Below are 22,999 nucleotides of genomic sequence, written 5' to 3'. Positions count from 1 at the left end.
AAACTAAGGAATCTTCTAAATTTAACCTTCTCGTAAACTCAAAAGAATGGTACGATATGGCTAGAATTTAGGAGAAAAGAGAGTGACCATGTTACGAAAAATAATCGGATGGATTTTGCTCCTTTGCATAATCCCATTGTTTGCATTTACAGTTATCGCTTCCGGAAAAGAAGTAAAACAAATGAAGTCCCTGGATCAGGTGCTTGATAAAAATATTAATCTGAAAGATATCAGCCTTGTTCAGAACAGCTACATGTATGACAGGGACGGCTCCCTTGTTTCGGAAATCGTCAGCGATCACGAAAACCGCGTGCTCGTTCCATTTGACAAGATTCCCGAGGAAGTCAAACAGATTTTCTTAACGTCTGAGGACAAACATTTTTACGAGCATAAAGGCTTTGACTTTATGGGAATGGTGCGGGCAACTGCTTCTAACGTAAAAGACAAAAAAATTGATCAGGGCGCCAGCACCATCACACAGCAGCTTTCAAGAAACTTGTATTTAAGCCACGAACGCTCCTTCAGCCGCAAGCTGACTGAGCTCGCGTATTCTTATCAGCTAGAGAAAAAGTATACGAAAAATGAAATTCTTGAAGCTTACTTAAATACCATTTATTTCAACAATGGCGTTTACGGCGTCGGTTCAGCGGCTGAATTCTATTTCAGCAAACCGCTCAAATCTCTCACAGTGGGAGAAATGGCTTTTATTTGCGCTATACCTAATAACCCTACATTATATGATCCTCTCAAGCATTTTGACTACACGAAAAGCCGTCAAGAACGTTTGCTTAAAGGGTTAAAAAATGCCGGTGTCATTACGGATAAAGAGCTGAAAAAAGCCGTAAAACAAAAAATCAAACTGGATGTTGAAAAAAGAGAAGATAAATATCCGGACTATGTTTCCTATGTCAATGATGAATTCACTCAGCTGGTGTCTGAATCAGAAGGCTTTGATAAACGTCTTCAAAAAGCGTCAGGAAAACAAAAAGAAAAGATCGAAAACGAGCTGTCCGCAAGAGTCAGCACTCTGATGAAAGACGGCGTAAAAATTTATACCGCACTTGATCCGTACATGCAAAATCAAGTTGTGGCACAAATGAATTCCAAACTCCCGTATGCGGACGTACAGGGCGGAGCGGCTGTGATTAATCATCAGACGCATCAAATCATCGCTCTATCCGGCGGGAAAAACTATCAAAAATATGATTTTAACCGCGCCTACCAGGCATACAGACAGCCGGGTTCATCCATTAAGCCACTTCTTGATTACGGCCCTTATATTGAACAGACCGGCGCGACAGCAAGCAGCTCCATTGATGCCAGCAAGTTTTGCAGCAGAGATTACTGTCCGCAAAACTACAATAACCGCACGTACGGCACAGTGACGCTCGATACGGCGTTTAAAAATTCATATAATACACCGGCCATCAGAATGCTGGACCGTGTGGGAATCCAAAGAGCATTCAGTTATATTGAGCCGTATCATTTTTCCAAACTGGTCGACAGCGACTATCTTCTCCCGGCGGCGCTTGGCGGATTTACAAACGGCATGACGCCTCTTGAGATGACAAAGGCATATACGACATTCGGCAACAGCGGAAGCTATACGCCGAGCCATGCGATTACAAAGGTGACCGATTTAAAGGGAAAAACGCTTTATAAATGGAATGATAAGTCGACTCAAATATTCAGCGTCCGCACGAACATGCAGCTGAAAAAACTAATGTCTTCCGTTGTGAAAAGCGGGACAGGGAAAAAAGCATATTTTAAAGCGCCTTACATCGGCGGTAAAACAGGAACATCAAATGATTATCACGATATGTGGTTCGTCGGCCTGACAGATACGTATACAATGGGTGTTTGGGTCGGAAAAGATACACCGAGCAGCGTTGAATATCTTCACAGCATCAGCCCTCAGCTTTCCATCTGGAAAGGAACGCTACAAACGGCTTATTAAAGAATCGGAGGGGATCTGGCGTGCAATCAGAACAAATTCCAAATCGCGTTTTGCTGTTTGACGGCGTGTGCAATTTATGCAACGGCGCCGTGCAATTTATCATTAAGCGTGATCCGGACGGATTGATTTCTTTTACATCGCTACAGTCGGAAACAGGTCAGAGCCTGCTGAAAAAGAGCGGGCTCCCGACTGATCAGTTTGACAGCTTTGTCTTTATTGAAGACGGCCGAGTTTACACAAAGTCAACTGCAGCCATAAAGGTTTTCAGGCATCTGCGGGGCCCATGGCGGCTCTTCGTCCTGTTTTTCGCAGTGCCGAAGCCTGTCAGAGATATGGTCTATTCTTTCATTGCCAAAAACCGCTATAAGTGGTTTGGCAAAAAAAATGAATGTATGCTCCCCTCCCCTTCTATTAAAAAAAGATTTTTACCGTAAACGAAAAAATGGCTAGCTTACACAGGTAAGCTAGCCATTATGCTATTATAAAGCTTGATAAATATGAACAGAATACCGATAACAAAGGTAAACCAAAACAGCAGTTCCAATAGAATGAATCCGACTAATGACATGAGAGAAAGCGTTGAATAAATCCGGTATACGATAAACACAAAGTAAGCGAGCGTGACGACCGCAAACCAGATCACAATCCAGATGACATTTTGCAAGAGCACAAAGGATAAAATCCCGCCTCCTAAATAAATCATGGAACCCATTCTGATTTTTTTCAGATTGTTCCCTTCCGGATCGTTAGCAAAAAACAGCAATGATAGCTCAGTCACGGTATTCGCAATTAATTTCAGAGCGGACAGAACCATAAAGTATAAAAGTGCAAAGGCAGCAAATAACGCAAGCCTGATCCCTTTCTCTGAAAAATAGTCGAGCATTCCATCATACATTCCAAATGAAGACAGCATCTTCAACGCATAAAGTGAAGTTGAAATGGATAAAGACGAACTAAAAAGCAGGATCGCAATCAGCGGAAAGTATCCCGTCAAATAAGTATTTTTCATATAAAAAAGTCCCTTTCTATAATCTACCTCATTTATTATGGAGGACTTAAAACACATTGACAAGATAAATTATTCCATTTTTTCTCCTTTTTACGAATTACGATCCCAAATCTTCACAAAGCAGCTTTTTGAGAGTAAAGTAGTACGCAGGAATCATAAAACGTAAGGAAGTTTACTATGAAAAAAACATTGAAACTGCAAACCAGACTCACCATATTTGTTTGTATCGTTGTGTTGATCGCACTGCTCATTACGTTTTTTACAGTCGGTGCCCAAACCACCAAACGGATTAGAGATCAGGAAAAAGCCACAGCGATGCAGACCGCTGAAATGGTAGCCGAAGCGCCGATCACAGCCTCTGCTTTAGAGAGCGGAAAAAACCAGAAGGAACTGCAAAGCTACACAAAGCGGGTTCAGAAAATCACCGGCACGGAATTTGTCGTTGTCATGGATATGAACGGCATTCGCAAAACCCATCCTGACCCAAGCAAAATCGGGAAAAAATTCATGGGCGGTGATGAAGCCGAAGTACTAAAAGGACATGTCCACATCAGCACAGCCTCTGGCACTCTCGGGAAATCACAGAGAGCATTCGTCCCTGTCTACGCCGAGAATGGAAAACAGGTCGGTGCAGTTGCGGTCGGGATCACTGTAAATGAAATTGATGAAGTGATCAGCCACAGCTTACGGCCGCTCTACTTTATTATCTGCGTCAGCATTTTCGTTGGTGTGATGGGAGCTGTTATCGTCGCCCGTACGGTGAAAAATATTATGTACGGACTTGAACCTTATGAAATTGCGACTCTTCTTGAAGAACGGAGCGCGATGCTGGAATCGACGAAGGAAGGAATACTTGCTGTCGATGAAAACGGCAAAATCAAACTTGCCAATGCGGAAGCAAAGCGCCTATTCGTGAAAATGGGCATTAATACAAATCCCGTTGATCAGGATGTAAATGACATCTTGCCGAAAAGCCGCTTGAAAAAGGTGATTGAGACAAAGAAACCTCTTCAAGACAGAGACGTCCGCATTAATGGATTAGAGCTTGTATTTAATGAAGTTCCCATCCAGCTGAAAGGACAAACCGTCGGAGCGATTGCGACATTCCGCGACAAAACCGAGGTAAAACATTTAGCTGAACAGCTTTCCGGTGTTAAAATGTATGCAAACGCACTGAGAGCGCAGTCTCATGAATTTATGAACAAACTGCATGTGATATTAGGTCTCGTCCAGCTGAAAGAGTATGACGATCTTGGAGATTATATTAAAGATATTGCGATTCAGCAAAAATCAGAAACAAGCGAAATTATAAATGATGTCAAAAGCTCCGTGCTGGCTGGTTTTCTGCTCGGAAAACAAAGCTTCATACGGGAGCAGGGCGCAAACCTTGATATTGAATGCAGCGGTGTCATCCCGAACGCGGCAGATCCTTCAGTCATTCATGAACTTATTACAATCATCGGAAATCTCATCAACAATGCCTTGGACGCCGTTGCCAATATGCCGAAAAAACAAATTACCATGTCCATGCGTTTTCATAACGGCATACTGGACATTGAAATTACCGATACAGGAGCAGGCATGTCTGAAGAAGATCAAGCCAAAGTATTTGAACAAGGCTATTCAACAAAGGGCAAAAACCGGGGATTTGGCCTTTATTTTACACAGCAAAGCATCGAAAATTTAAAGGGCCAAATGATCCTCACAAGCGAAGAGAATGAAGGAACGACATTCAGTCTTCGCATCCCGTACGAACCGAAGGAGGAAAATCATGATTAATGTACTAATAGTTGAAGATGACCCCATGGTGGGTGAATTAAATAAACGATACTTAAGCCAGATAGAAGGCTTTCAGCTGAAAGGCATCGCCTCTTCCTTTCAAAGCGCTCTGCATATTTTAGGAGAGCATCACATCGACCTCATTTTGCTCGATATTTATATGCCGGGTAAAAACGGGCTTGAACTGCTGACGGAACTGAGAGCCCAAAATGAAGCGGTTGACGTCATTGTCATCTCAGCGGCCAGTGAGCTTGACGTTATCAAGAAAACACTTCGTTACGGAGCTGTCGATTATTTAATCAAACCGTTTGAATTTGAACGTTTCCAAACTGCCCTGTCTGATTACAGACGAAAACAAAAGGTATATTCAACCCATCGCAACATGAGCCAAAAAGAACTGGACGCCGAGCTTTTTCAAAAGAAAGAAGCAACAGAAAAAGTGCAGCTTCCTAAAGGCCTGACAAAAAGCACGCTGAAGCTGATTTGGTCCAGTATCCAGTCATTTGAAAATGAATCATTTACGACAGAAGACCTGGCAAAGCACACAGAAATCTCTCAAGTATCCATACGAAAATACTTAAAGTTTCTTGAAGATATACAGGTTCTGAATGTAGAAATGGCGTACGGAACAATCGGAAGACCTGTGTTTCAGTACAACGTCAACACAGGAAACCTTAACGCAATTAAGCAATTTCTATAAAAAACCGCACTGTTCACTCTGAGCAGTGCGGTTTTTTCTGTCATATCTCTTGCCAAGATCCTTGATTCTATTGATGATAAGTTATACAAGAATAATAAAGGACTTTTTACACTTTTGATCAAACAATTCTAAAAATATATATTTTTTAAAAAATTATGCGGAATTCTATTTATTTCTTGTAAGTAAAATGATAAATTATGATTGGTTAGTTGATCCCAAAAACTAAGTCATAAGTCTCACTTCAGAAAAAGATGTCACGGTTTTCCGCCCGGAATGCCTTCCGCATCCTTCTCTTCCCCGCCTTTCGAAGGAAACACTCACACCACGCTTATTCAGGGAAGATCAGAACTGTCTCAGCGCATTCCATTTGTTATTATCAGAAAATTTTATTGATTCTAAGAAATTGTTCAGGACAGCCCATCACATGACTGACCGGATCAGCTTTGAACCAAATTTTTCTGGGGGGTTATATCTTGAATAAACGAAAAATCGGATTGGCGATGTCACTTGTGATCGCAGCAGGCACCATTTTAGGAGCATGCGGAACCAGCGATAAAAGCAGCGGCACAAACACTGACAAAAACAAATTCAGTGTGGCAATGGTTACTGACGTAGGCGGAGTGGATGACAAATCCTTCAACCAATCAGCCTGGGAAGGCATTCAAGCCTTCGGGAAAGAGAACGGGCTGGAAAAAGGCAAAAACGGTTACGATTACCTTCAATCAAAATCAGATGCTGACTATACAACAAATTTAAATAAATTAGCACGTGAGAATTTCGACTTGATTTACGGCGTCGGCTACTTAATGGAGGACTCAATCAGCGAAATTGCTGACCAGCGCAAAAATACAAACTTTGCGATCATAGATGCTGTTGTCGATAAAGACAACGTCGCAAGTGTTACGTTTAAAGAGCAGGAAGGCTCATTTCTCGTCGGAGTGGCCGCAGCCTTATCAAGCAAATCACAAAAAATCGGATTTGTAGGCGGCATGGAATCTGAGTTAATCAAAAAATTCGAGGTCGGCTTCCGTGCCGGCGTGCAGGCCGTAAACCCTAAAGCCGTTGTCCAAGTAAAATATGCGGGCGGTTTCGATAAAGCCGATGTCGGCAAAGCCACCGCCGAAAGCATGTATAAATCGGGCGTAGATGTGATTTATCACTCCGCAGGCGCCACTGGCACAGGTGTCTTTACAGAAGCGAAAAACCTAAAAAAAGAAGATCCGAAACGCGATGTCTGGGTCATCGGTGTCGATAAAGACCAATACGCAGAAGGCCAGGTAGAAGGAACAGATGATAACGTCACCCTCACTTCCATGGTCAAAAAAGTAGATACAGCGGTTGAAGATTTAACGAAAAAAGCAAGCGAAGGAAAGTTCCCGGGCGGCGAGACGCTCACCTACGGCCTTGATCAAGACGGGGTCGGCATTTCCCCATCTAAACAAAACCTATCGGATGATGTGATCAAAGCGGTTGATAAATGGAAGAAAAAAATCATCGACGGATTGGAAGTGCCGGCAACTGAGAAAGAGCTGAAAACCTTCAAAGCTGAATAAGAATCGCAGGGATAAGGAGGTCGAGCCCTTATCCCTTGTTTTTCTTTTATATTGAATAAAGGAGCGGTCAAATCAGTGGAATATGTCATTGAAATGCTCAATATCCGCAAGGAGTTTCCAGGTATCGTCGCCAATGACAATATCAATCTTCAGGTCAAAAAAGGCGAAATACACGCGCTGCTCGGTGAAAACGGAGCGGGGAAATCAACGTTGATGAATGTCCTTTTCGGCCTGTATCAGCCGGAGCGGGGTGAAATTCGGGTGCGCGGCGAGAAGGTGCACATCAACAGCCCGAACAAAGCGAATGACCTTGGAATCGGAATGGTGCATCAGCACTTTATGCTTGTTGACACCTTTACAGTTGCTGAAAATATTATTCTCGGGAAAGAGCCAAAAAAGTTTGGCAGAATTGACCGGAAGCGGGCTGTCCAAGAGGTGCAGGACATTTCCGATCGATACGGCCTTCAGATTAATCCTAAAGCAAAAGTTGCTGACATATCAGTCGGCATGCAGCAGCGCGCAGAAATACTAAAAACCCTCTACCGCGGGGCTGACATTTTGATTTTTGACGAACCGACGGCTGTATTGACGCCTCATGAAATCAAAGAACTGATGCAAATCATGAAGAATCTGGTCAATGAAGGGAAATCAATCATCTTAATCACCCATAAACTGAAAGAGATTATGGAGGTTTGTGACCGCGTGACCATTATCCGCAAAGGAAAAGGCATCAAAACACTTGATGTCCGTGATACAAACCAAGATGACCTCGCCAGTCTTATGGTCGGCCGCGAAGTATTGTTCAAAACTGAAAAGAAGGCTGCTCAGCCGGGAGCGGAAGTGCTTGCGATTGACGGAATGACCGTAAAGGATACCCGCGGAATAGAGGCAGTCAGGAATTTGTCGCTTTCTGTTAAAGCGGGAGAAATCGTCGGCATAGCCGGTGTCGACGGAAACGGGCAATCGGAGCTGATTGAAGCGATAACAGGACTCCGCAAAACAGATTCAGGAACAATCACCTTAAACGGTAAACAGATCCAAAACCTGCCGCCCAGAAAAGTCACTGAATCCGGCATCGGACATATTCCCCAAGACCGCCATAAACACGGTCTCGTCCTCGATTTTCCGATCGGAGATAATATGGTGCTGCAAAGCTATTACAAAAAGCCGTATTCAGCATTTGGCGTGTTACATAAAGGCGACATGTATAAAAAAGCACGCAGCCTGATCAGCGAGTACGACGTCAGAACGCCGGATGAATATACACACGCCCGGGCATTGTCAGGCGGAAACCAGCAAAAAGCGATTATCGGGCGGGAAATAGACCGGAACCCTGATTTATTAATCGCTGCCCAGCCGACCCGCGGGCTTGATGTCGGAGCGATTGAGTTTGTCCATAAAAAGCTCATTGAGCAGCGTGATGCCGGAAAAGCCGTTCTCCTCCTCTCGTTTGAGCTTGATGAAATTATGAATCTCAGTGACAGAATCGCCGTTATTTTTGAAGGACACATTATAGCCAGCGTCGATCCGCAGGACACCACTGAGCAGGAGCTCGGCCTCTTGATGGCAGGAAGTACGCAAAAGGAAGCGGGGAAAGCAAATGGTTAAACAACTCTCTCATTTACTCGTGCCGCTCATTGCAATCATCCTCGGTCTTGCGGCCGGCGCGCTGATTATGCTTGCGAGCGGATACAGTGTGATCAGCGGCTATTCGGCTTTGTGGAATGGGATATTCGGAGAAATCTATTATGTCGGAGAAACCATCCGACAAATTACGCCTTATATTTTATCCGGATTGGCTGTTGCCTTTGCATTCCGAACCGGGCTCTTTAATATCGGCGTCGAGGGGCAGCTGCTCGTTGGCTGGACAGCAGCGGTTTGGGTCGGGACAGCATTTGACGGACCGGCTTATATTCATATGCCGCTTGCACTGATTACAGCGGCAGCTGCCGGAGGAATATGGGGTTTTATTCCCGGCGTTTTGAAGGCGCGCTTCTACGTTCATGAGGTCATTGTCACCATTATGATGAATTATATCGCGCTTCATATGACCAATTACATCATTTCAAACGTCTTGACAGATCGTCAGGATAAAACGGAGAAAATTCACGAATCCGCCTCCCTCCGCTCGCCGTTTCTTGAACAGATCACCGATTACTCACGGCTGCATTGGGGGATCATCGTCGCCCTTCTCGTAGCAGTTGTCATGTGGTTTATCATCAACAAAACAACAAAGGGATTTGAACTTCGGGCGGTCGGATTAAACCAGCACGCTTCCCAATATGCGGGCATGAGCGTACGGAAGAATATCATGACCTCCATGCTCATCTCAGGTGCCTTTGCAGGGCTTGCCGGCGCCATGGAGGGTCTTGGGACATTCGAATACGCAGCCGTGAAAGGCGCATTTACCGGCGTAGGCTTTGACGGTATCGCTGTCGCTCTTCTCGGGGGGAACACAGCTGTCGGAGTTGTGCTGGCGGCATGCCTGCTTGGCGGCCTGAAAATCGGCGCTTTAAATATGCCGATTGAATCCGGCGTTCCATCAGAGGTCGTCGATATTGTGATTGCCATTATTATTCTGTTTGTGGCTTCAAGCTACGCGATTCGTTTTGTCATGGACAAATTGAAGAAAAAGGGGGCGAACTAAGTGGACTTTGTGCAGATTTTATCCATCATTGTCCCAGCCACACTCGTCTATGCGGCCCCGCTTATTTTAACTGCTCTCGGCGGCGTGTTTTCTGAGAGATCAGGTGTTGTGAATATCGGCCTTGAAGGCCTCATGATTATCGGGGCGTTCACCAGCGTGTTATTTAATTTATTTCTAGGTCCGGAATTGGGCGCCGCCGCGCCTTGGCTTTCGCTTCTTGCCGCGATGGCAGCAGGCGCGCTGTTCTCACTGATTCACGCGGCAGCGGCGATTTCGTTTCGCGCCGATCAGACAGTCAGCGGCGTCGCCATTAACATGCTGGCGCTTGGGGCAACTTTATTTATCATAAAACTGATCTACGGCAAAGCGCAGACAGATAAAATCCCTGAGCCTTTTTATAAAACGAATATTCCCGGCTTGAGCGACATTCCCGTATTAGGAAAGATCTTCTTTTCGGATGTCTATTATACGTCTATTCTTGCCATTGCACTGGCCTTTATTTCTTGGTTTCTCTTGTTCAAAACACCATTTGGCCTTCGCATTCGTTCTGTCGGAGAGCATCCGATGGCGGCGGATACGATGGGAATCAACGTATATAAAATGCGCTACATCGGCGTGATGATCAGCGGATTGTTCGGCGGGCTCGGGGGCGGCGTATATGCGTCCACGATTGCGCTTGATTTCACGCACTCTACCATCTCCGGGCAAGGCTTTATCGCCCTGGCAGCGCTTGTATTCGGAAAATGGCATCCGATTGGAGCACTGGGCGCCGCCCTGTTTTTCGGATTCGCCCAAAGCTTAAGCATTATCGGCTCACTGCTCCCTCTTTTTAAAGACATACCAAATGTGTATATGCTGATGGCGCCTTATGTATTAACGATTATCGCTTTAACCGGCTTTATCGGGCGGGCTGATGCGCCAAAAGCCAATGGTGTGCCTTATATTAAAGGAAAACGATAAACCATTCTCCCTTGGGAAGACGCTTCTCAGGGGATTTTTTCTAATCCAAAAGACCCTCTTAATTTAGTTGTTTATCACTTTTTTAACTTAAAAAAATATGAAGTGTTAACGCTTTCTTGTAGACTGTAACAAACAATACATGGGGGTGTATAACATGGGAGCAATTCCAAAAACGGGGACAATTTCACCTGAGCAAAAAGTCACACAGGAGAAAAACCTGTTTCAAAAAATATGGTCCTGGGAAATCGGTGTGATTCCTCTGCCATTATACACAGTATTAGCTATTATTATTATTCTTGCAGCCTATTACAATGAGCTGCCCGCAAATATGCTTGGCGGGTTTGCCATCATTATGATTTTGGGTGTGTTTCTTGGAGACATTGGCCAGCGCATTCCGATATTGAAGGATATTGGCGGCCCTGCCATTTTATCTTTGTTTGTTCCTTCATTTTTAGTCTTTTACAATGTGCTGAATTCAACATCTTTAGACGCTGTAACCAATCTGATGAAAACATCTAACTTCCTTTATTTCTATATCGCTTGTCTTGTTGTGGGAAGTATCCTCGGAATGAACAGAACTGTTTTAATACAGGGTTTTATCAGAATGTTTGTTCCACTGGTTGCAGGAACGATCGCGGCAGTTGCGGCCGGCATACTCGTCGGATTTATTTTTGGCTACAGTGCCTACGATTCCTTTTTCTTTGTCGTTGTTCCGATTATTGCCGGGGGCATAGGCGAAGGAATTTTGCCGCTCTCGATCGCCTATTCACAAATACTCGGTTCATCCGCTGATGTGTATGTGTCTCAGCTGGTCCCTGCTGCTATTATCGGAAACGTTTTTGCTATCATCTGTGCAGCCTTAATGAAAAAGCTTGGCGATAAGCGTCCAGACCTGAATGGAAACGGCCGTCTCGTTAAATCTAAAAAAGCAAATGAGATTTTCAATCAAAAAGAAGCCGAAGCAAAAATTGATTTTAAACTGATGGGAGCCGGTGTTCTGCTCGCGTGTACATTCTTTATCTTCGGCGGGTTATTGGAGAAATTCATCTTCATCCCGGGCGCGATCTTAATGATTATTTCAGCGGCGGCTGTCAAGTATGCGAATGTTCTTCCGAAAAAAATGGAAGATGGCGCTTACCAGCTTTATAAGTTTATTTCTTCCAGCTTTACTTGGCCGCTGATGGTTGGTCTCGGCATCCTCTTTATTCCATTGGATGACGTGGCGTCTGTGATTTCTATTCCGTTTGTCATCATTTGTATTTCCGTTGTTGTCGCGATGATTGCTTCTGGATATTTTGTAGGCAAGCTGATGAACATGTACCCGGTTGAATCCGCCATTGTTACCTGCTGCCACAGCGGTCTAGGCGGAACAGGTGATGTTGCGATTTTATCAGCGTCAGGAAGAATGGGCCTTATGCCATTCGCCCAAATTTCCACCCGTCTCGGCGGTGCAGGTACAGTCATTTGCGCGACAATTCTGCTTCGTTTCTTCACTTCATAAACAGAAAAAGAGTTCCGTCATATGCGGAACTCTTTTTTTATCTGTTCACAATTCGAATATACTCTCGGGGACCGAACGGCAGATCCTTTGATTCCATTTCACTCATTCTGGCTGAAAGGTGGTGCTCCAATAAATACAGCTCCCACTCATCAATAGCCGCACTGCTGCGTCCGTCATATTGATTCAAAATGAATGCCCCTGTGAATACTGAGCAGAATAAACCTGAGCACATCAGAACCTTGCTCTTCACATGATCAGCTCCTTACATTCAGCTTGATCAGGATTGATTTTAAATATACAAATAACATCATTTTTGTTAGACTTATTTTAAGGTCAAAGGAACTCATAAAAACCTATTGCAACAGTTCGAAGCATGGCGGCTTCCAAAAAAGTGCGATATAATTTGGACTGGGTCGTTTGACCGTATATTTGATACATAGCGCATTTTTTAATTGAGAACGAGAAAAAGGAGGTCTTATCTTTGCAGCTCTTACATTTTGCTATTTTATCGCCTTTTTTATTTGCCATTATCATTCCCTTCTTGGCAAAATACGCAAAAAGAGTGCACACGGGCTGGTTTGTGTTGATCCTGCCCGTCTTGCTGTTTATATACTTTCTCCCAATGATCAGGATGACACAATCGGGAGAAACACTACGGTCGGTATTGGAGTGGATTCCTTCACTTGGCATTAACTTTACCGTTTATATAGACGGTCTCGGATTGTTATTCGCCTTGCTGATCACAGGCATCGGCTCTTTGGTCACTCTTTACAGCATTTTTTATTTATCGAAAGAAAAAGAACAGCTCGGGCCCTTTTATGTCTATTTATTGATGTTTATGGGTGCGATGCTCGGTGTCGTTCTTGTAGACAATGTCATGGTCCTCTATATGTTTTGGGAACTGACAAGCCTTTCATCCTTCTTGCTGATCGGATATTGGTATAAGCGTGAAAAGTCGCGCTACGGCGCTGCCAAATCACTTTTGATTACGGTCAGCGGCGGGCTGTGCATGCTCGGCGGATTTATTCTCCTTTATCTGATAACAGATTCCTTCAGTATTAGAGAGATGATTCATCAGGTTCAATTAATTGCCGGACACGACTTGTTTATCCCGGCTATGATTCTCATTTTATTAGGGGCATTTACAAAGTCCGCGCAATTCCCTTTTTATATCTGGCTGCCTGATGCGATGGAAGCTCCGACGCCTGTCAGCGCATATCTCCATTCAGCTACTATGGTGAAAGCCGGTATTTATGTAATTGCGAGATTCAGTCCTATTTTCGCCTTTTCAGCTCAGTGGTTTTGGATCGTTTCCCTCGTTGGGCTCTTTACGATGGTATGGGGTTCATTCCATGCCGTGAAACAAACTGATTTAAAATCGATTTTGGCGTTTTCAACCGTCAGCCAGCTCGGTATGGTCATCTCCATGCTTGGGGTCAGTGCCGCAGCTCTTCATTACGGCCATACAGAATATTATACAGTTGCCGCCATGGCTGCCATTTTCCATTTAATCAACCACGCTACCTTTAAAGGAAGCTTGTTTATGGCAGTCGGGATTATCGATCACGAAACAGGCACACGGGACATCCGGAAGCTCGGCGGCCTGATGGCGATTATGCCGATTACGTTTACCATTTCCTTAATCGGGACATTTTCAATGGCCGGACTTCCGCCGTTTAACGGATTTTTGAGTAAAGAAATGTTTTTCACAAGCATGCTTCGCATAACACATTTCGATCTGTTCAACGTGCAGACATGGGGCGCTTTATTTCCTGTTCTCGCCTGGATCGGAAGCGTATTTACATTTATCTACAGCATGAAATTGCTGTTTAAAACGTTCAGGGGAAGTTACCAGCCTGAGCAGCTTGAAAAACAGGCTCACGAAGCGCCTGTTGGCATGCTCGTATCACCTGTCATTCTGGTCGCGTTCGCTGTCAGTCTCTTCTTTTTCCCGAATATCCTGTCCTACAGCTTGATTGAGCCGGCGATGAACTCGATCTATCCGACACTGCTGGACAGCCATGAGAAATTCCATGTTCACATTTCGCAATGGCATGGGCTGAATACGGAAGTGCTGATGACTGCAGGAATTATTGTTATCGGCACCATTGGATATTTGACGATGAATAAGTGGAAGGGAATCTATAAGCTATTTCCTTCGAAGCTCACACTCAATCGGTTATACGACAAGCTTGTGACTCTGATGGAAAAAGGTTCTTACCGAGTCACCAAACAATATATGACCGGCTTTTTAAGGGATTATTTGCTGTACATCTTCGCTGGTTTCATCATTCTGATGGGCGGAGCTTTTGTCCTCAAAGGCGGATTTTCCTTTACAACGGAAGGCATGGCTATAATCGGCGTATACGAAATTATTCTGACGCTTGTCATGATCAGCGGCACAGCGGCGACTGTTTTTGCCAGATCAAGACTGACGGCGATTATTTCACTTGGTGTTGTCGGTTATACGCTCGCATTGTTTTTTGTGATTTTCAGAGCGCCGGACTTGGCATTGACCCAGCTTGTCATTGAAACGATTTCTGTCGCACTGTTTCTGCTTTGTTTCTACCATCTGCCGAAGCTGCGGCTGAAAAAGAAAACGAGAACATTCCGGATGACGAATTTCATCATTTCTTTAGGCGTCGGGATTATCGTCACTCTGCTCGGCATCGCATCTTCAAGCCAGCGTACAAAAGACAGCATCGCATCCTTCTTCACAAAACACAGCCACGATCTCGGCGGAGGGGATAATGTCGTCAATGTCATCCTCGTTGATTTCAGGGGCTTTGATACGATGTTTGAAATAACGGTGCTGACGATTGCCGCTCTTGGCATTTACAGCATGATTAAAACAAAAGTAAAAGAGGAGGGGAAAAGCGGTGAATGAACAAAAAACAAATGACTTAATTCTTCAAACCGTGACAAAGCTTGTATCCTTTATCATTTTGCTTTTCTCTTTCTATTTATTTTTATCAGGGCATAACGCGCCTGGAGGAGGCTTTGTCGGCGGGCTGATCACGTCCTCTTCCATCGTTCTATTGCTGCTGGCATATGATTTAAAAACCGTGCGTTCGATTTTGCCGGTTAATTTCATTTATGTCGCGGGAGCCGGACTTCTGCTCGCTGTATTAACCGGCGTTGGCTCCTTTGTCTTCGGAGCTCCTTTTTTAACCCATACATTCGGATATTTTCAGCTGCCGATCCTTGGGAAAACGGAGCTTGCCACGGCGACGATATTCGATTTAGGCGTTTATCTTGTTGTCGTAGGCATTACGATGACCATTATTCAAACGATTGGAGAGGAAGAATAATGGAAATCTTAATGGCTGTTTTAGCCGGTATTATTTTTATGGCAGCTACGTATTTGCTGCTGTCTAAAAGCCTGCTCCGCGTCATTATCGGAACAGCACTGTTAAGCCATGGCGTTCATTTAATGCTTTTGACTATGGGAGGATTAAAGAAAGGCGCCGCTCCGATTTTGAGCGAGCATGCCAAATCATTTGTCGATCCGCTTCCGCAAGCCCTGATTTTGACGGCAATTGTCATTTCGTTTGGCGTTACATCATTCATCCTCGTCATGGCCTTTAGGGCTTATCAGGAATTGAAATCGGACGATATGGATCAAATGAGGGGAAATGATCAACATGAATAATTTTGTTATTTTGCCAATCCTGATCCCGCTCCTGTCGGCCATTCTGCTGATTTTCATGACGAAGAATCTGATGCTCATGCGAATCTTCAGCACTGCGGCATCGGCAATCGGGATTGTGATCAGCGGCATACTCGTACAGACTGTCTTTACAAAAGGTATCCAGACACTCAGTCTGGGCGGCTGGAAAGCGCCGTACGGCATTGTGCTCGTCGCAGACCAATTCGCCAGCCTGCTCGTTCTTACAACAGCGGTAATCGGTTTATTGGTTGGGCTTTATTCCTTCCGTTCCGTCGGTGAAAAACGGGAGCGTTCCTTTTATTACTCCGGCGTGCAGTTCTTGCTTGCAGGAGTAAGCGGAGCGTTTTTAACAGGCGATTTATTTAATATGTACGTATTTTTTGAGCTTCTGCTTATTGCTTCCTATATGCTGATTGTATTAGGCGGCACAAAAATTCAGCTGCGGGAGTCCATTAAATATATTGTGTTTAATATCGTGTCGTCGGCCATGTTTGTCATCGGTGTCGGCTTTTTATACGCTGTAACCGGTACGTTGAACATGGCGGACTTAAGCGCCAAAATCAGTGAATCCGGGCAAACAGGCCTGATTACTGTCATCGGTGTCCTGCTGCTGATTGTATTCGGTATGAAGGGCGGAATCTTCCCCCTCTACTTTTGGCTTCCGGGCTCTTATTACGCGCCTCCGGCGGCAATCTCCGCGTTGTTTGGCGCATTGCTGACAAAAGTCGGTTTATATGCGATCACGAGGGTTTTCACATTGATTTTTATTCACGACACAGCCTTTACCCATCAGCTGATGATTTGGCTGGCGGCACTAACTGTGATTTTCGGTGTTATCGGTTCACTCGCTTATACGGATGTCATGAAAATTGTGATCTACAACATTATCACCGCTGTCGGCGTGATTTTGTTCGGTGTGGCAGTTCATACCCCCGCATCCATTCAAGGCGCAATTTACTACCTGATTCACGATATGCTGATTAAAGGCGCTTTATTTATGCTGGCGGGCACGCTGATCGCATTGACTGGAACAGCGAGCCTGCATAAAATGGGCGGGCTGATCAAACGCTACCCTGTTCTTGGATGGATGTTTTTCATTTCAGCTATTTCTCTTGCGGGCATCCCGCCTCTCAGCGGATTTGTCGGCAAATTTAAAATTGCGGAGGGCGGCTTCGCGGAAGGTGAATTTACGATTTCCATGCTGATTCTGCTTTCGAGTCTGCTCGTACTATACTCTGTGCTGAGGATCTTTATACATGCGTTTTGGGGCGAAGAAAAAGAAACACCAAAACCAAATTATAGAACAGCTAAAGGACTTCTTTATCCGGCAGCTATTTTTCTCTTACTGTCTCTGCTCTTCGGTTTGGGCACAGAATGGGTGTCCCCTTACGTTGATCAAGCGGCCGAGACGCTGCTGAATCCGGAAAAATATATTGAAGCTGTTTTGAAGGAGTAGATCGCATGGCATTTCAAATTTTATTAAATGTGTTTCTCGCTTTTTGCTGGATGTTCTTGAGCAATGATCCAAGCGCCGCAGGATTTATCACAGGCTATGCTCTGGGAATGCTCTCTCTCTTTTTCTTCCGGCGCTTTTTTACCCGCCAGTTTTATCTATGGAAAATGTTTTCTATTATCAAACTCTTTTTGATTTTTTTAAAGGAACTGTACCTTGCCAATGTCAGTGTGATGAAATCAGTCCTATCGCCGAAACTGAATATCAGACCGGGCATTTTCGCTTTTAAAACAGAGCTCACGAAGGATTGGGAAATCACCCTGCTGTCACTGCTCATTACGTTAACGCCGGGAACCTTGGTGATGGATATTTCCGATGACAGGACAATTCTTTACATTCACGCAATGGATATTGAGGATGCGGAAAAAGCTATTTTTGATATTCGGGAGTCATTTGAAAAAGCCATACAGGAGGTGAGCCGCTGATGTTTACGCTGATTCTGCAAATCGCGCTCGGCATTATGGCAGTGTCTACCCTTTTGTATGTCATTCGTGTCATTAAAGGGCCGACTGTGCCTGACCGGGTCGTGGCTCTGGATGCAATCGGCATCAATCTGATCGCGATCACGGCGCTTGTCTCCATTTTGCTGAAAACAAGTGCGTTTCTGGATATTATTTTGCTGCTGGGGATCTTATCGTTTATCGGAACAATTGCATTTTCTAAGTTCCTGGAGAAAGGAGAGATTATCGAAAATGATCGAAATCGCTAAAGTCGTCGTGGCTGTATTCATTCTGCTCGGCTCTCTTGTATGCCTTGCCGCTTCATTTGGGACGCTTCGTCTTCCTGATATGTATACACGCTCACACGCTGCTTCTAAAGGCTCAACATTAGGCGTCAATATGGTTCTGCTCGGTGTCTTCTTCTTTTTGTGGTTTATAACCGGGGAAATATCGGCTAAAATCATGCTCGGGATTTTCTTTATCTTTATTACGTCGCCTGTCGGAGGGCACTTGATCTGCCGTGCTGCGTACAACTCCGGCGTCAAGCTTGATGAGAGAAGTGTACAGGATGACTATAACGGGATCAGAAACTTTGTGATTAAACGAAAAGAGGATTCTTACTTATAAAAATAAGCAGCCGGACAGGCAGAGTTCCGGCTGTTTTTTTATTTCTTGATGACAGCCAGCGTGCATCTGGATATACAGATCAGCCTCTCTTGCTCGTCATAGATGTGTATTTGATAGACAATGGTCGTTCTGCCTTTATGAACAGGTTCGGCTACTGCCTTTACCGTTCCTTCCTTTACGGATTTCAAATGATTGGCGTTAATCTCCAAACCGACACAAGCTTGTGTTGTGTGATCAATCAGATTTTGCGCACCTGCGCTCGCCGCGGTCTCCGCCAGAGCAACTGAAGCGCCTCCATGCAAATATCCGAACGGCTGCACCGTCCGATGATCCACCGGCATGACCGCAACGCATCGTTCCGCCGTGCTTTCAACAATCTCGATTCCAAGCGCTTCAAGCAATGTGTGTTTCATATCCATCATATACAACCCCCTTATTTAAAGTACACCGTCTGATTTTGCAATCAAAACCGCTTCCGTCCGGGAACCGACATTCAGCTTATTGAAAATCGATGTCAGGCTGTATTCAATGGACCGCTTGCTTAAATGAAGCGCATCTGCGATTTCTTGGTTTGTAAATCCCTTTTCAACTTCTTGAAGAATCAGGCATTCTCTAGGTGTGAGCACATCTTGTTCTTTTTGAGAGGAAGGAGCCGGCTTTGTTTTTTGCTGAGTCATCAGCTGTTTAAAATAAGCAAAATCGACTAAAATTTCTCCGTTGAGTACGTGGTATATGTATTGGGTGATCTTTTCTTTCGATTCGGTTTTGCTGATGGCACCGTGCAGACCCGCACGAATCGCTTCCTCAAAATAATCCTCGACCTCATAACCGGTATACACGATAATTTTACAATGAGGATTCTCTTGTAAAATCTGTTTAGAAAGCTCCATCCCATTGACCTCGCCGCCTAAATTCAGATCCATTAAAATGAGATCATATGACGAGAAATCATGCTGCTTGATAAACTGTTCGCTCGGTTCAGGACTGAGACAATCAACAGACAGATTCGAATCCGTTTCCAAAATTGTCTTGGTGCCTTCCATGACAGCCGGATGGTCATCAATCACTAGTATCTTTTTCATGTTTTCCTCCCTTTTACTCACTCATTTCCATTTTATAAAAAAGACTTGGCTTGTGCCAAGTCGTTTCCGTTATAAAACCATTACAATTCGATTTCAATATCAGCCTTAAATCCCTTTCCTTCACTTGTTTCAATCCGAAGGCGTCCATCTAAAGCCCTGACTCTCTCCTTAATGCCAGAAAGCCCCATGCTCATGGAATGCTCATTATTTTTTTCTTGATCAAACCCTACGCCATTGTCCTCATAGTGAAGAACGATTTTGTTTTGAATACTGATGAGCATAATCAGCACATCCGTCGCCTGAGAGTGCTTGACCGCATTAGACAGAAACTCTTGAATGATCCGGTACAAATTCAGCTGCGAATCCAGATCAAGCGAAGCCGTAAATCTGCCGGTATTTAAACGGATATGAAACGGCACCCGCTCCTGCTGCTGCGCCACAAGCTTCGACAGCGCCTTCACCAGCCCAAGATCATACAGAAGCTGCGGCCGCAGCTCATGACACGTCTCCCTCGTCATCGAAATCACATCAGACATCTGCTCATTCATCTGTACAAGCTTGTCCTGCACCTCTTCCTGGCACGGATTATCGTCCTTCTTAAAATCAGCCAAAAACAGCTCACACTGGCGCTTTAAGGAAATCAAATCCTGAAGAACGGAATCGTGGAGATCGCGGGCGAGATCAGAACGTTGTTTTTCTTCAATCGTGTACATGAGTTTCTTAAGCCACACTGGATTTGATTCTTGTTGTTTTATTTCTTCTAAATGACTCATCAGCTCTTCAATTTTCATGACGTTTTCGATCGATACGTTTGTATAAAAAGCCAAGGTTTTCAGCCAAGAAAGTTCTTCAAGTGTGAGACGGGGCGTATTCATTTTAGATAAACAAAGAATCACAAATGATTTACCACCGCGTTCACCTATCTTCATGACAAAGCCTTTATTAAATTCAACGATTTTTCCTATTTCGGATGTTACTTTTCTAAATTCTTTTTGATAGACTTTTTCGAATGAATTTACGGTCTCATCATCATATAGCTTAATACTTCCGTCTGCTGAAACTTCATATACATATGCTCGGCTAACTAGAGAGACCTCAAGTATAGTATTTTTCAGTTCTTCAAATACTTGAGTCAGGAATGTTGAGTCTCTAATCAGCTGCGTAAATTTATATATACTATCTTGATAATTGAATTTTTCCGAGACCCTTTTTAATCTAAACCTGAAATCAAGTACTTCTTTATAATAAAAGACCGCCAACATGATAATATAAATTAAAAATGTTAGTTTAACACTATAAAAATCACTCTCAGGACTACTAATTAATTCAATTGTAGAGATTAGAATAATTGTTGGCGTTAAAGCTAAAAAGCCATAATATCTTAATCTGCTTAAAATAAAATCCACATTATAGATTTTATTTGTCATAAATTGAAATACCAAGGAGAAAGGTATTAACATCATAAATGAAGCTGCTAAAAAGGAAGAAACATAGTGCGCATTTAGAAACACATAAGGTATCAAATATAAACACAAAAAAGGTGCAAAAGAAAAGATATTAATAACAGTGAGGACCTTAATAATATGCGCTTGTTCAGTATCTTTATTTTTAATTAAAATGATACAGAAATAAATCACTACTATGATAAATAAAAAGAAAAAAGATAGTAAACTTAATTTAGGCACATAATCACGAAAGAAAAGATGTGAACGAAACATTTCACACACTACATTTATGATCGGTACTAAATATAAAATGAAAACTTTTTTATCAAATAAGGTAGTGCCTAACTCTCTAAAATAATGATAAAGAAAGAGAAGGTAGTTTAGCGGTACAGATATTAATGTTACCACCATAATACATCTGCATAGTATATCGCCTTTAACAGAAACTCCTGCGCTTATATAAGCAATAGAAGCAGATAACAAAAATATAATTAAAACTAAAGCAGATAGTAAATCCTTCGATTCATTTATTTTTAATATAAATAGGCAACAAAATAAACAAACAATATAAAACATTAACGGTATTAAGTAAGTAGAAAAATTTTTATCATTAAATAAGGTCAGCTTTAGCTCAACATCCTTGCCATTTCTCTCAACAACCATTGAACTTACATTTTTAAGCTTATTCATTTTTATTTCTTTAGTGTTTATCTTTTGATTATTAATACTCTTTACGATATCCCCTTTTTCTATTCCGCTGTATGATGCCATTGAATATTCATCTACATTGGTAATTACAACGTCCCCGTTCTTCCCTTTCGAAACAGTTGCTCCAACTAACAAATTATTATTGCTTATATAGGTCAAATAAATAACATATAACAGACTTATTACAACTAACAATACAGAAATTTTATTGGTTCTAGACTTCATTTAACCCTCAATAGTGCCAATCCATCATTGAATAAATTTCTAATCCTTTAAAACCATTTATTATACATTCAGATTGATCTTTATCGACACCCAATAAACAAGCATTACCTTCCATTACTTCCCTTAAAACATTTGGGTATTTAATTAAGTATCCTACCATTTCTTGCATAATAAATCCCCTCCTTATTTAATCATAACAGACAATAATTTTTCAGTTTTACCATCTTCTAATTTTAATTGTGACATTTCTTTTTTTATTTTCTGGAGAGATAAATGTTTCATCACCAGCAAATATTGTATAACGCCTGCTTCTGTTAATTTTTGTTTCAAAGCCTTCGTATTAATAGAAACAAATTCCTCGGGTTTTTGATATAAACTTAGTAGCTCAACTGAAGCATCATTAAATTGTTTTTTTAAGTATAAGTATGCCAATGTATTTTTTTTCTGAACAAAATCGTTATTTAAGTAAAACAAACCTTTATAATCATTATCGATCTGCGACATAATGCCGAGTTCATAAGAATAAGAAGCTACAATGGGATCGTATTTGCCGGTTGCCAGCATTACTCCCATAACACAGGGCAGTGCTGTTAGCGCTCCTGATTTATTTTTGATCATTTCAAGACAGGCTTCTTCAGTTTTCGGCGCATTCACAATATCATCATGCTGGCCTTGAATTGATTGTAACGCAAAAGTCAATATCTTTTGTGAAAATTCTGGTTCATGACTAGCTTGGCACATAACTTGTATACTTAGGGTGTAAAGAGCTGTTACTGCATTTAAAGCGATAGACGAGTCAATCTTCATCCATACAGCATTTACATTGTCTTTATCCTCTAAGTCATCATAAATATCAAATGAGAGTATAAGCAATTCAATTCCGGAAGCTAGCAATTCAATTGCTTTTTTGTCCTGACCGTTAAAAGCTAGATAATGATGAAAAGCCAAATCAGCAAACTCAAAAGTATCCTTGGACTCAATAAAACTCTGAAGATATCGTTCCAAGTCATGATTCATTATTTTTTGGCTAACAATCTCCTTCATTTTCTCCTTGATTCGGACAGAATCTAAACATATCTGCTCAATAACGACTTCCCCCCTCCCCTTCCATTTTACTAAATGGGCTATCCAAAGGACAGCAGGTTTTTCGTTATTTAACAATCATATAATACTTTATCCATTT

The 22,999-nt window shown here is 42.9% G+C and carries 23 protein-coding genes; 16 read left to right on the top strand and 7 right to left on the bottom strand.

Translation table 11 applies throughout. The annotated features are described in order from the left end of the window. The first annotated feature begins 82 nt into the window (after window positions 1-82). Entirely contained in the window at window positions 83-1,957 is a 1,875-nt protein-coding gene (locus KHQ79_RS08480; RefSeq protein WP_003241076.1) for a transglycosylase domain-containing protein, read from the top strand. A gap of 20 nt (window positions 1,958-1,977) precedes the next feature. Then, window positions 1,978-2,391 (top strand): thiol-disulfide oxidoreductase DCC family protein, encoded by a 414-nt coding sequence (locus tag KHQ79_RS08475; protein WP_003241074.1) that lies wholly within the window; start codon window positions 1,978-1,980, stop codon window positions 2,389-2,391. Between the two features lie 17 nt (window positions 2,392-2,408). On the opposite strand, the gene KHQ79_RS08470 is transcribed toward KHQ79_RS08475, so the two are convergent. Continuing rightward, window positions 2,409-2,966 (bottom strand): YufK family protein, encoded by a 558-nt coding sequence (locus KHQ79_RS08470; RefSeq protein ID WP_003220744.1) that lies wholly within the window; start codon window positions 2,964-2,966, stop codon window positions 2,409-2,411. 177 nt (window positions 2,967-3,143) lie between these two features. On the opposite strand from KHQ79_RS08470, the gene maeL reads away from it, so the two are divergent. The 7 genes from maeL (at window position 3,144) to maeN (ending at window position 12,106) form a co-directional block, all read left to right on the top strand. Then, a complete protein-coding gene (gene maeL / locus KHQ79_RS08465; RefSeq protein WP_225514805.1) occupies window positions 3,144-4,745 on the top strand; it encodes a two-component system sensor histidine kinase MaeL in 1,602 nt (533 codons plus the stop codon). Further along, window positions 4,738-5,445, top strand: a complete 708-nt coding sequence (gene maeM / locus KHQ79_RS08460; RefSeq protein ID WP_003241069.1) for a two-component system response regulator MaeM — start codon at window positions 4,738-4,740, stop codon at window positions 5,443-5,445. The genes maeL and maeM overlap by 8 nt, the downstream gene beginning before the upstream one ends. A 473-nt stretch (window positions 5,446-5,918) precedes the next feature. Then, window positions 5,919-6,998 (top strand): guanosine ABC transporter substrate-binding protein NupN, encoded by a 1,080-nt coding sequence (gene nupN / locus KHQ79_RS08455; protein ID WP_019259322.1) that lies wholly within the window; start codon window positions 5,919-5,921, stop codon window positions 6,996-6,998. Window positions 6,999-7,073: 75 nt separating this feature from the next. Further along, a complete protein-coding gene (gene nupO / locus KHQ79_RS08450; protein WP_225514803.1) occupies window positions 7,074-8,606 on the top strand; it encodes a guanosine ABC transporter ATP-binding protein NupO in 1,533 nt (510 codons plus the stop codon). Then, window positions 8,599-9,645, top strand: a complete 1,047-nt coding sequence (nupP, locus tag KHQ79_RS08445; protein WP_225514801.1) for a guanosine ABC transporter permease NupP — start codon at window positions 8,599-8,601, stop codon at window positions 9,643-9,645. The genes nupO and nupP overlap by 8 nt, the downstream gene beginning before the upstream one ends. Further along, entirely contained in the window at window positions 9,646-10,605 is a 960-nt protein-coding gene (gene nupQ / locus KHQ79_RS08440) for a guanosine ABC transporter permease NupQ (RefSeq protein ID WP_003241060.1), read from the top strand. A 154-nt stretch (window positions 10,606-10,759) separates the two neighbouring features. Beyond that, on the top strand, window positions 10,760-12,106 hold the full coding sequence (gene maeN / locus KHQ79_RS08435; RefSeq protein ID WP_003241058.1) for a sodium/malate symporter MaeN: 1,347 nt from the start codon (window positions 10,760-10,762) through the stop codon (window positions 12,104-12,106). Between the two features lie 37 nt (window positions 12,107-12,143). Here maeN and KHQ79_RS08430 read toward each other — a convergent pair whose 3' ends face one another. Beyond that, entirely contained in the window at window positions 12,144-12,356 is a 213-nt protein-coding gene (locus tag KHQ79_RS08430) for a hypothetical protein (protein WP_003241057.1), read from the bottom strand. Between the two features lie 231 nt (window positions 12,357-12,587). Here KHQ79_RS08430 and KHQ79_RS08425 point away from each other — a divergent pair, with 231 nt between their 5' ends. The 7 genes from KHQ79_RS08425 to mnhG are packed head-to-tail and all read left to right on the top strand — an operon-like array spanning window position 12,588 to window position 18,356. Further along, a complete protein-coding gene (locus KHQ79_RS08425) occupies window positions 12,588-14,993 on the top strand; it encodes a Na+/H+ antiporter subunit A (RefSeq protein WP_225514799.1) in 2,406 nt (801 codons plus the stop codon). Further along, window positions 14,986-15,417, top strand: coding sequence for a Na(+)/H(+) antiporter subunit B (locus KHQ79_RS08420; RefSeq protein ID WP_003241054.1), 432 nt, complete (start codon window positions 14,986-14,988; stop codon window positions 15,415-15,417). Before KHQ79_RS08425 ends, KHQ79_RS08420 begins: the two co-directional genes overlap by 8 nt. Then, window positions 15,417-15,758, top strand: a complete 342-nt coding sequence (locus tag KHQ79_RS08415) for a Na(+)/H(+) antiporter subunit C (protein ID WP_003220730.1) — start codon at window positions 15,417-15,419, stop codon at window positions 15,756-15,758. The genes KHQ79_RS08420 and KHQ79_RS08415 overlap by 1 nt, the downstream gene beginning before the upstream one ends. Further along, on the top strand, window positions 15,751-17,232 hold the full coding sequence (locus KHQ79_RS08410; protein ID WP_148982765.1) for a Na+/H+ antiporter subunit D: 1,482 nt from the start codon (window positions 15,751-15,753) through the stop codon (window positions 17,230-17,232). Before KHQ79_RS08415 ends, KHQ79_RS08410 begins: the two co-directional genes overlap by 8 nt. Before the next feature lie 5 nt (window positions 17,233-17,237). Further along, window positions 17,238-17,714 (top strand): Na+/H+ antiporter subunit E, encoded by a 477-nt coding sequence (locus tag KHQ79_RS08405; protein WP_003241050.1) that lies wholly within the window; start codon window positions 17,238-17,240, stop codon window positions 17,712-17,714. Further along, window positions 17,714-17,998: a Na(+)/H(+) antiporter subunit F1 gene (locus KHQ79_RS08400; RefSeq protein ID WP_003241049.1), complete on the top strand. Its 285-nt coding sequence runs from the start codon at window positions 17,714-17,716 to the stop codon at window positions 17,996-17,998. Before KHQ79_RS08405 ends, KHQ79_RS08400 begins: the two co-directional genes overlap by 1 nt. After that, complete coding sequence (gene mnhG, locus KHQ79_RS08395; protein WP_225514797.1) at window positions 17,982-18,356, top strand: monovalent cation/H(+) antiporter subunit G; 375 nt, start codon at window positions 17,982-17,984, stop codon at window positions 18,354-18,356. Before KHQ79_RS08400 ends, mnhG begins: the two co-directional genes overlap by 17 nt. A gap of 38 nt (window positions 18,357-18,394) precedes the next feature. On the opposite strand, the gene KHQ79_RS08390 is transcribed toward mnhG, so the two are convergent. The 5 genes from KHQ79_RS08390 to KHQ79_RS08370 form a co-directional block, all read right to left on the bottom strand. After that, entirely contained in the window at window positions 18,395-18,775 is a 381-nt protein-coding gene (locus tag KHQ79_RS08390; RefSeq protein WP_019259331.1) for a hotdog fold thioesterase, read from the bottom strand. A gap of 18 nt (window positions 18,776-18,793) precedes the next feature. Further along, complete coding sequence (gene comA / locus KHQ79_RS08385; RefSeq protein WP_003220716.1) at window positions 18,794-19,438, bottom strand: two-component system response regulator ComA; 645 nt, start codon at window positions 19,436-19,438, stop codon at window positions 18,794-18,796. A gap of 80 nt (window positions 19,439-19,518) precedes the next feature. Then, the gene (locus KHQ79_RS08380) at window positions 19,519-21,816 is read right to left on the bottom strand and encodes a histidine kinase (protein ID WP_225514795.1); all 2,298 of its coding nucleotides are present in this window, start codon (window positions 21,814-21,816) and stop codon (window positions 19,519-19,521) included. A 7-nt stretch (window positions 21,817-21,823) separates the two neighbouring features. Continuing rightward, window positions 21,824-21,985, bottom strand: a complete 162-nt coding sequence (gene comX / locus KHQ79_RS08375; RefSeq protein WP_003241045.1) for a competence pheromone ComX — start codon at window positions 21,983-21,985, stop codon at window positions 21,824-21,826. Window positions 21,986-21,999: 14 nt separating this feature from the next. Further along, window positions 22,000-22,860, bottom strand: a complete 861-nt coding sequence (locus KHQ79_RS08370; protein ID WP_225514794.1) for a polyprenyl synthetase family protein — start codon at window positions 22,858-22,860, stop codon at window positions 22,000-22,002. Window positions 22,861-22,999 lie beyond the last annotated feature (139 nt).

Origin of the sequence: Bacillus sp. TSO22, from assembly GCF_020223595.1 — a bacterium.
Taxonomy (GTDB): Bacteria; Bacillota; Bacilli; order Bacillales; family Bacillaceae; genus Bacillus; species Bacillus inaquosorum.
This window is presented reverse-complemented; position numbering and strand designations above follow the sequence as displayed.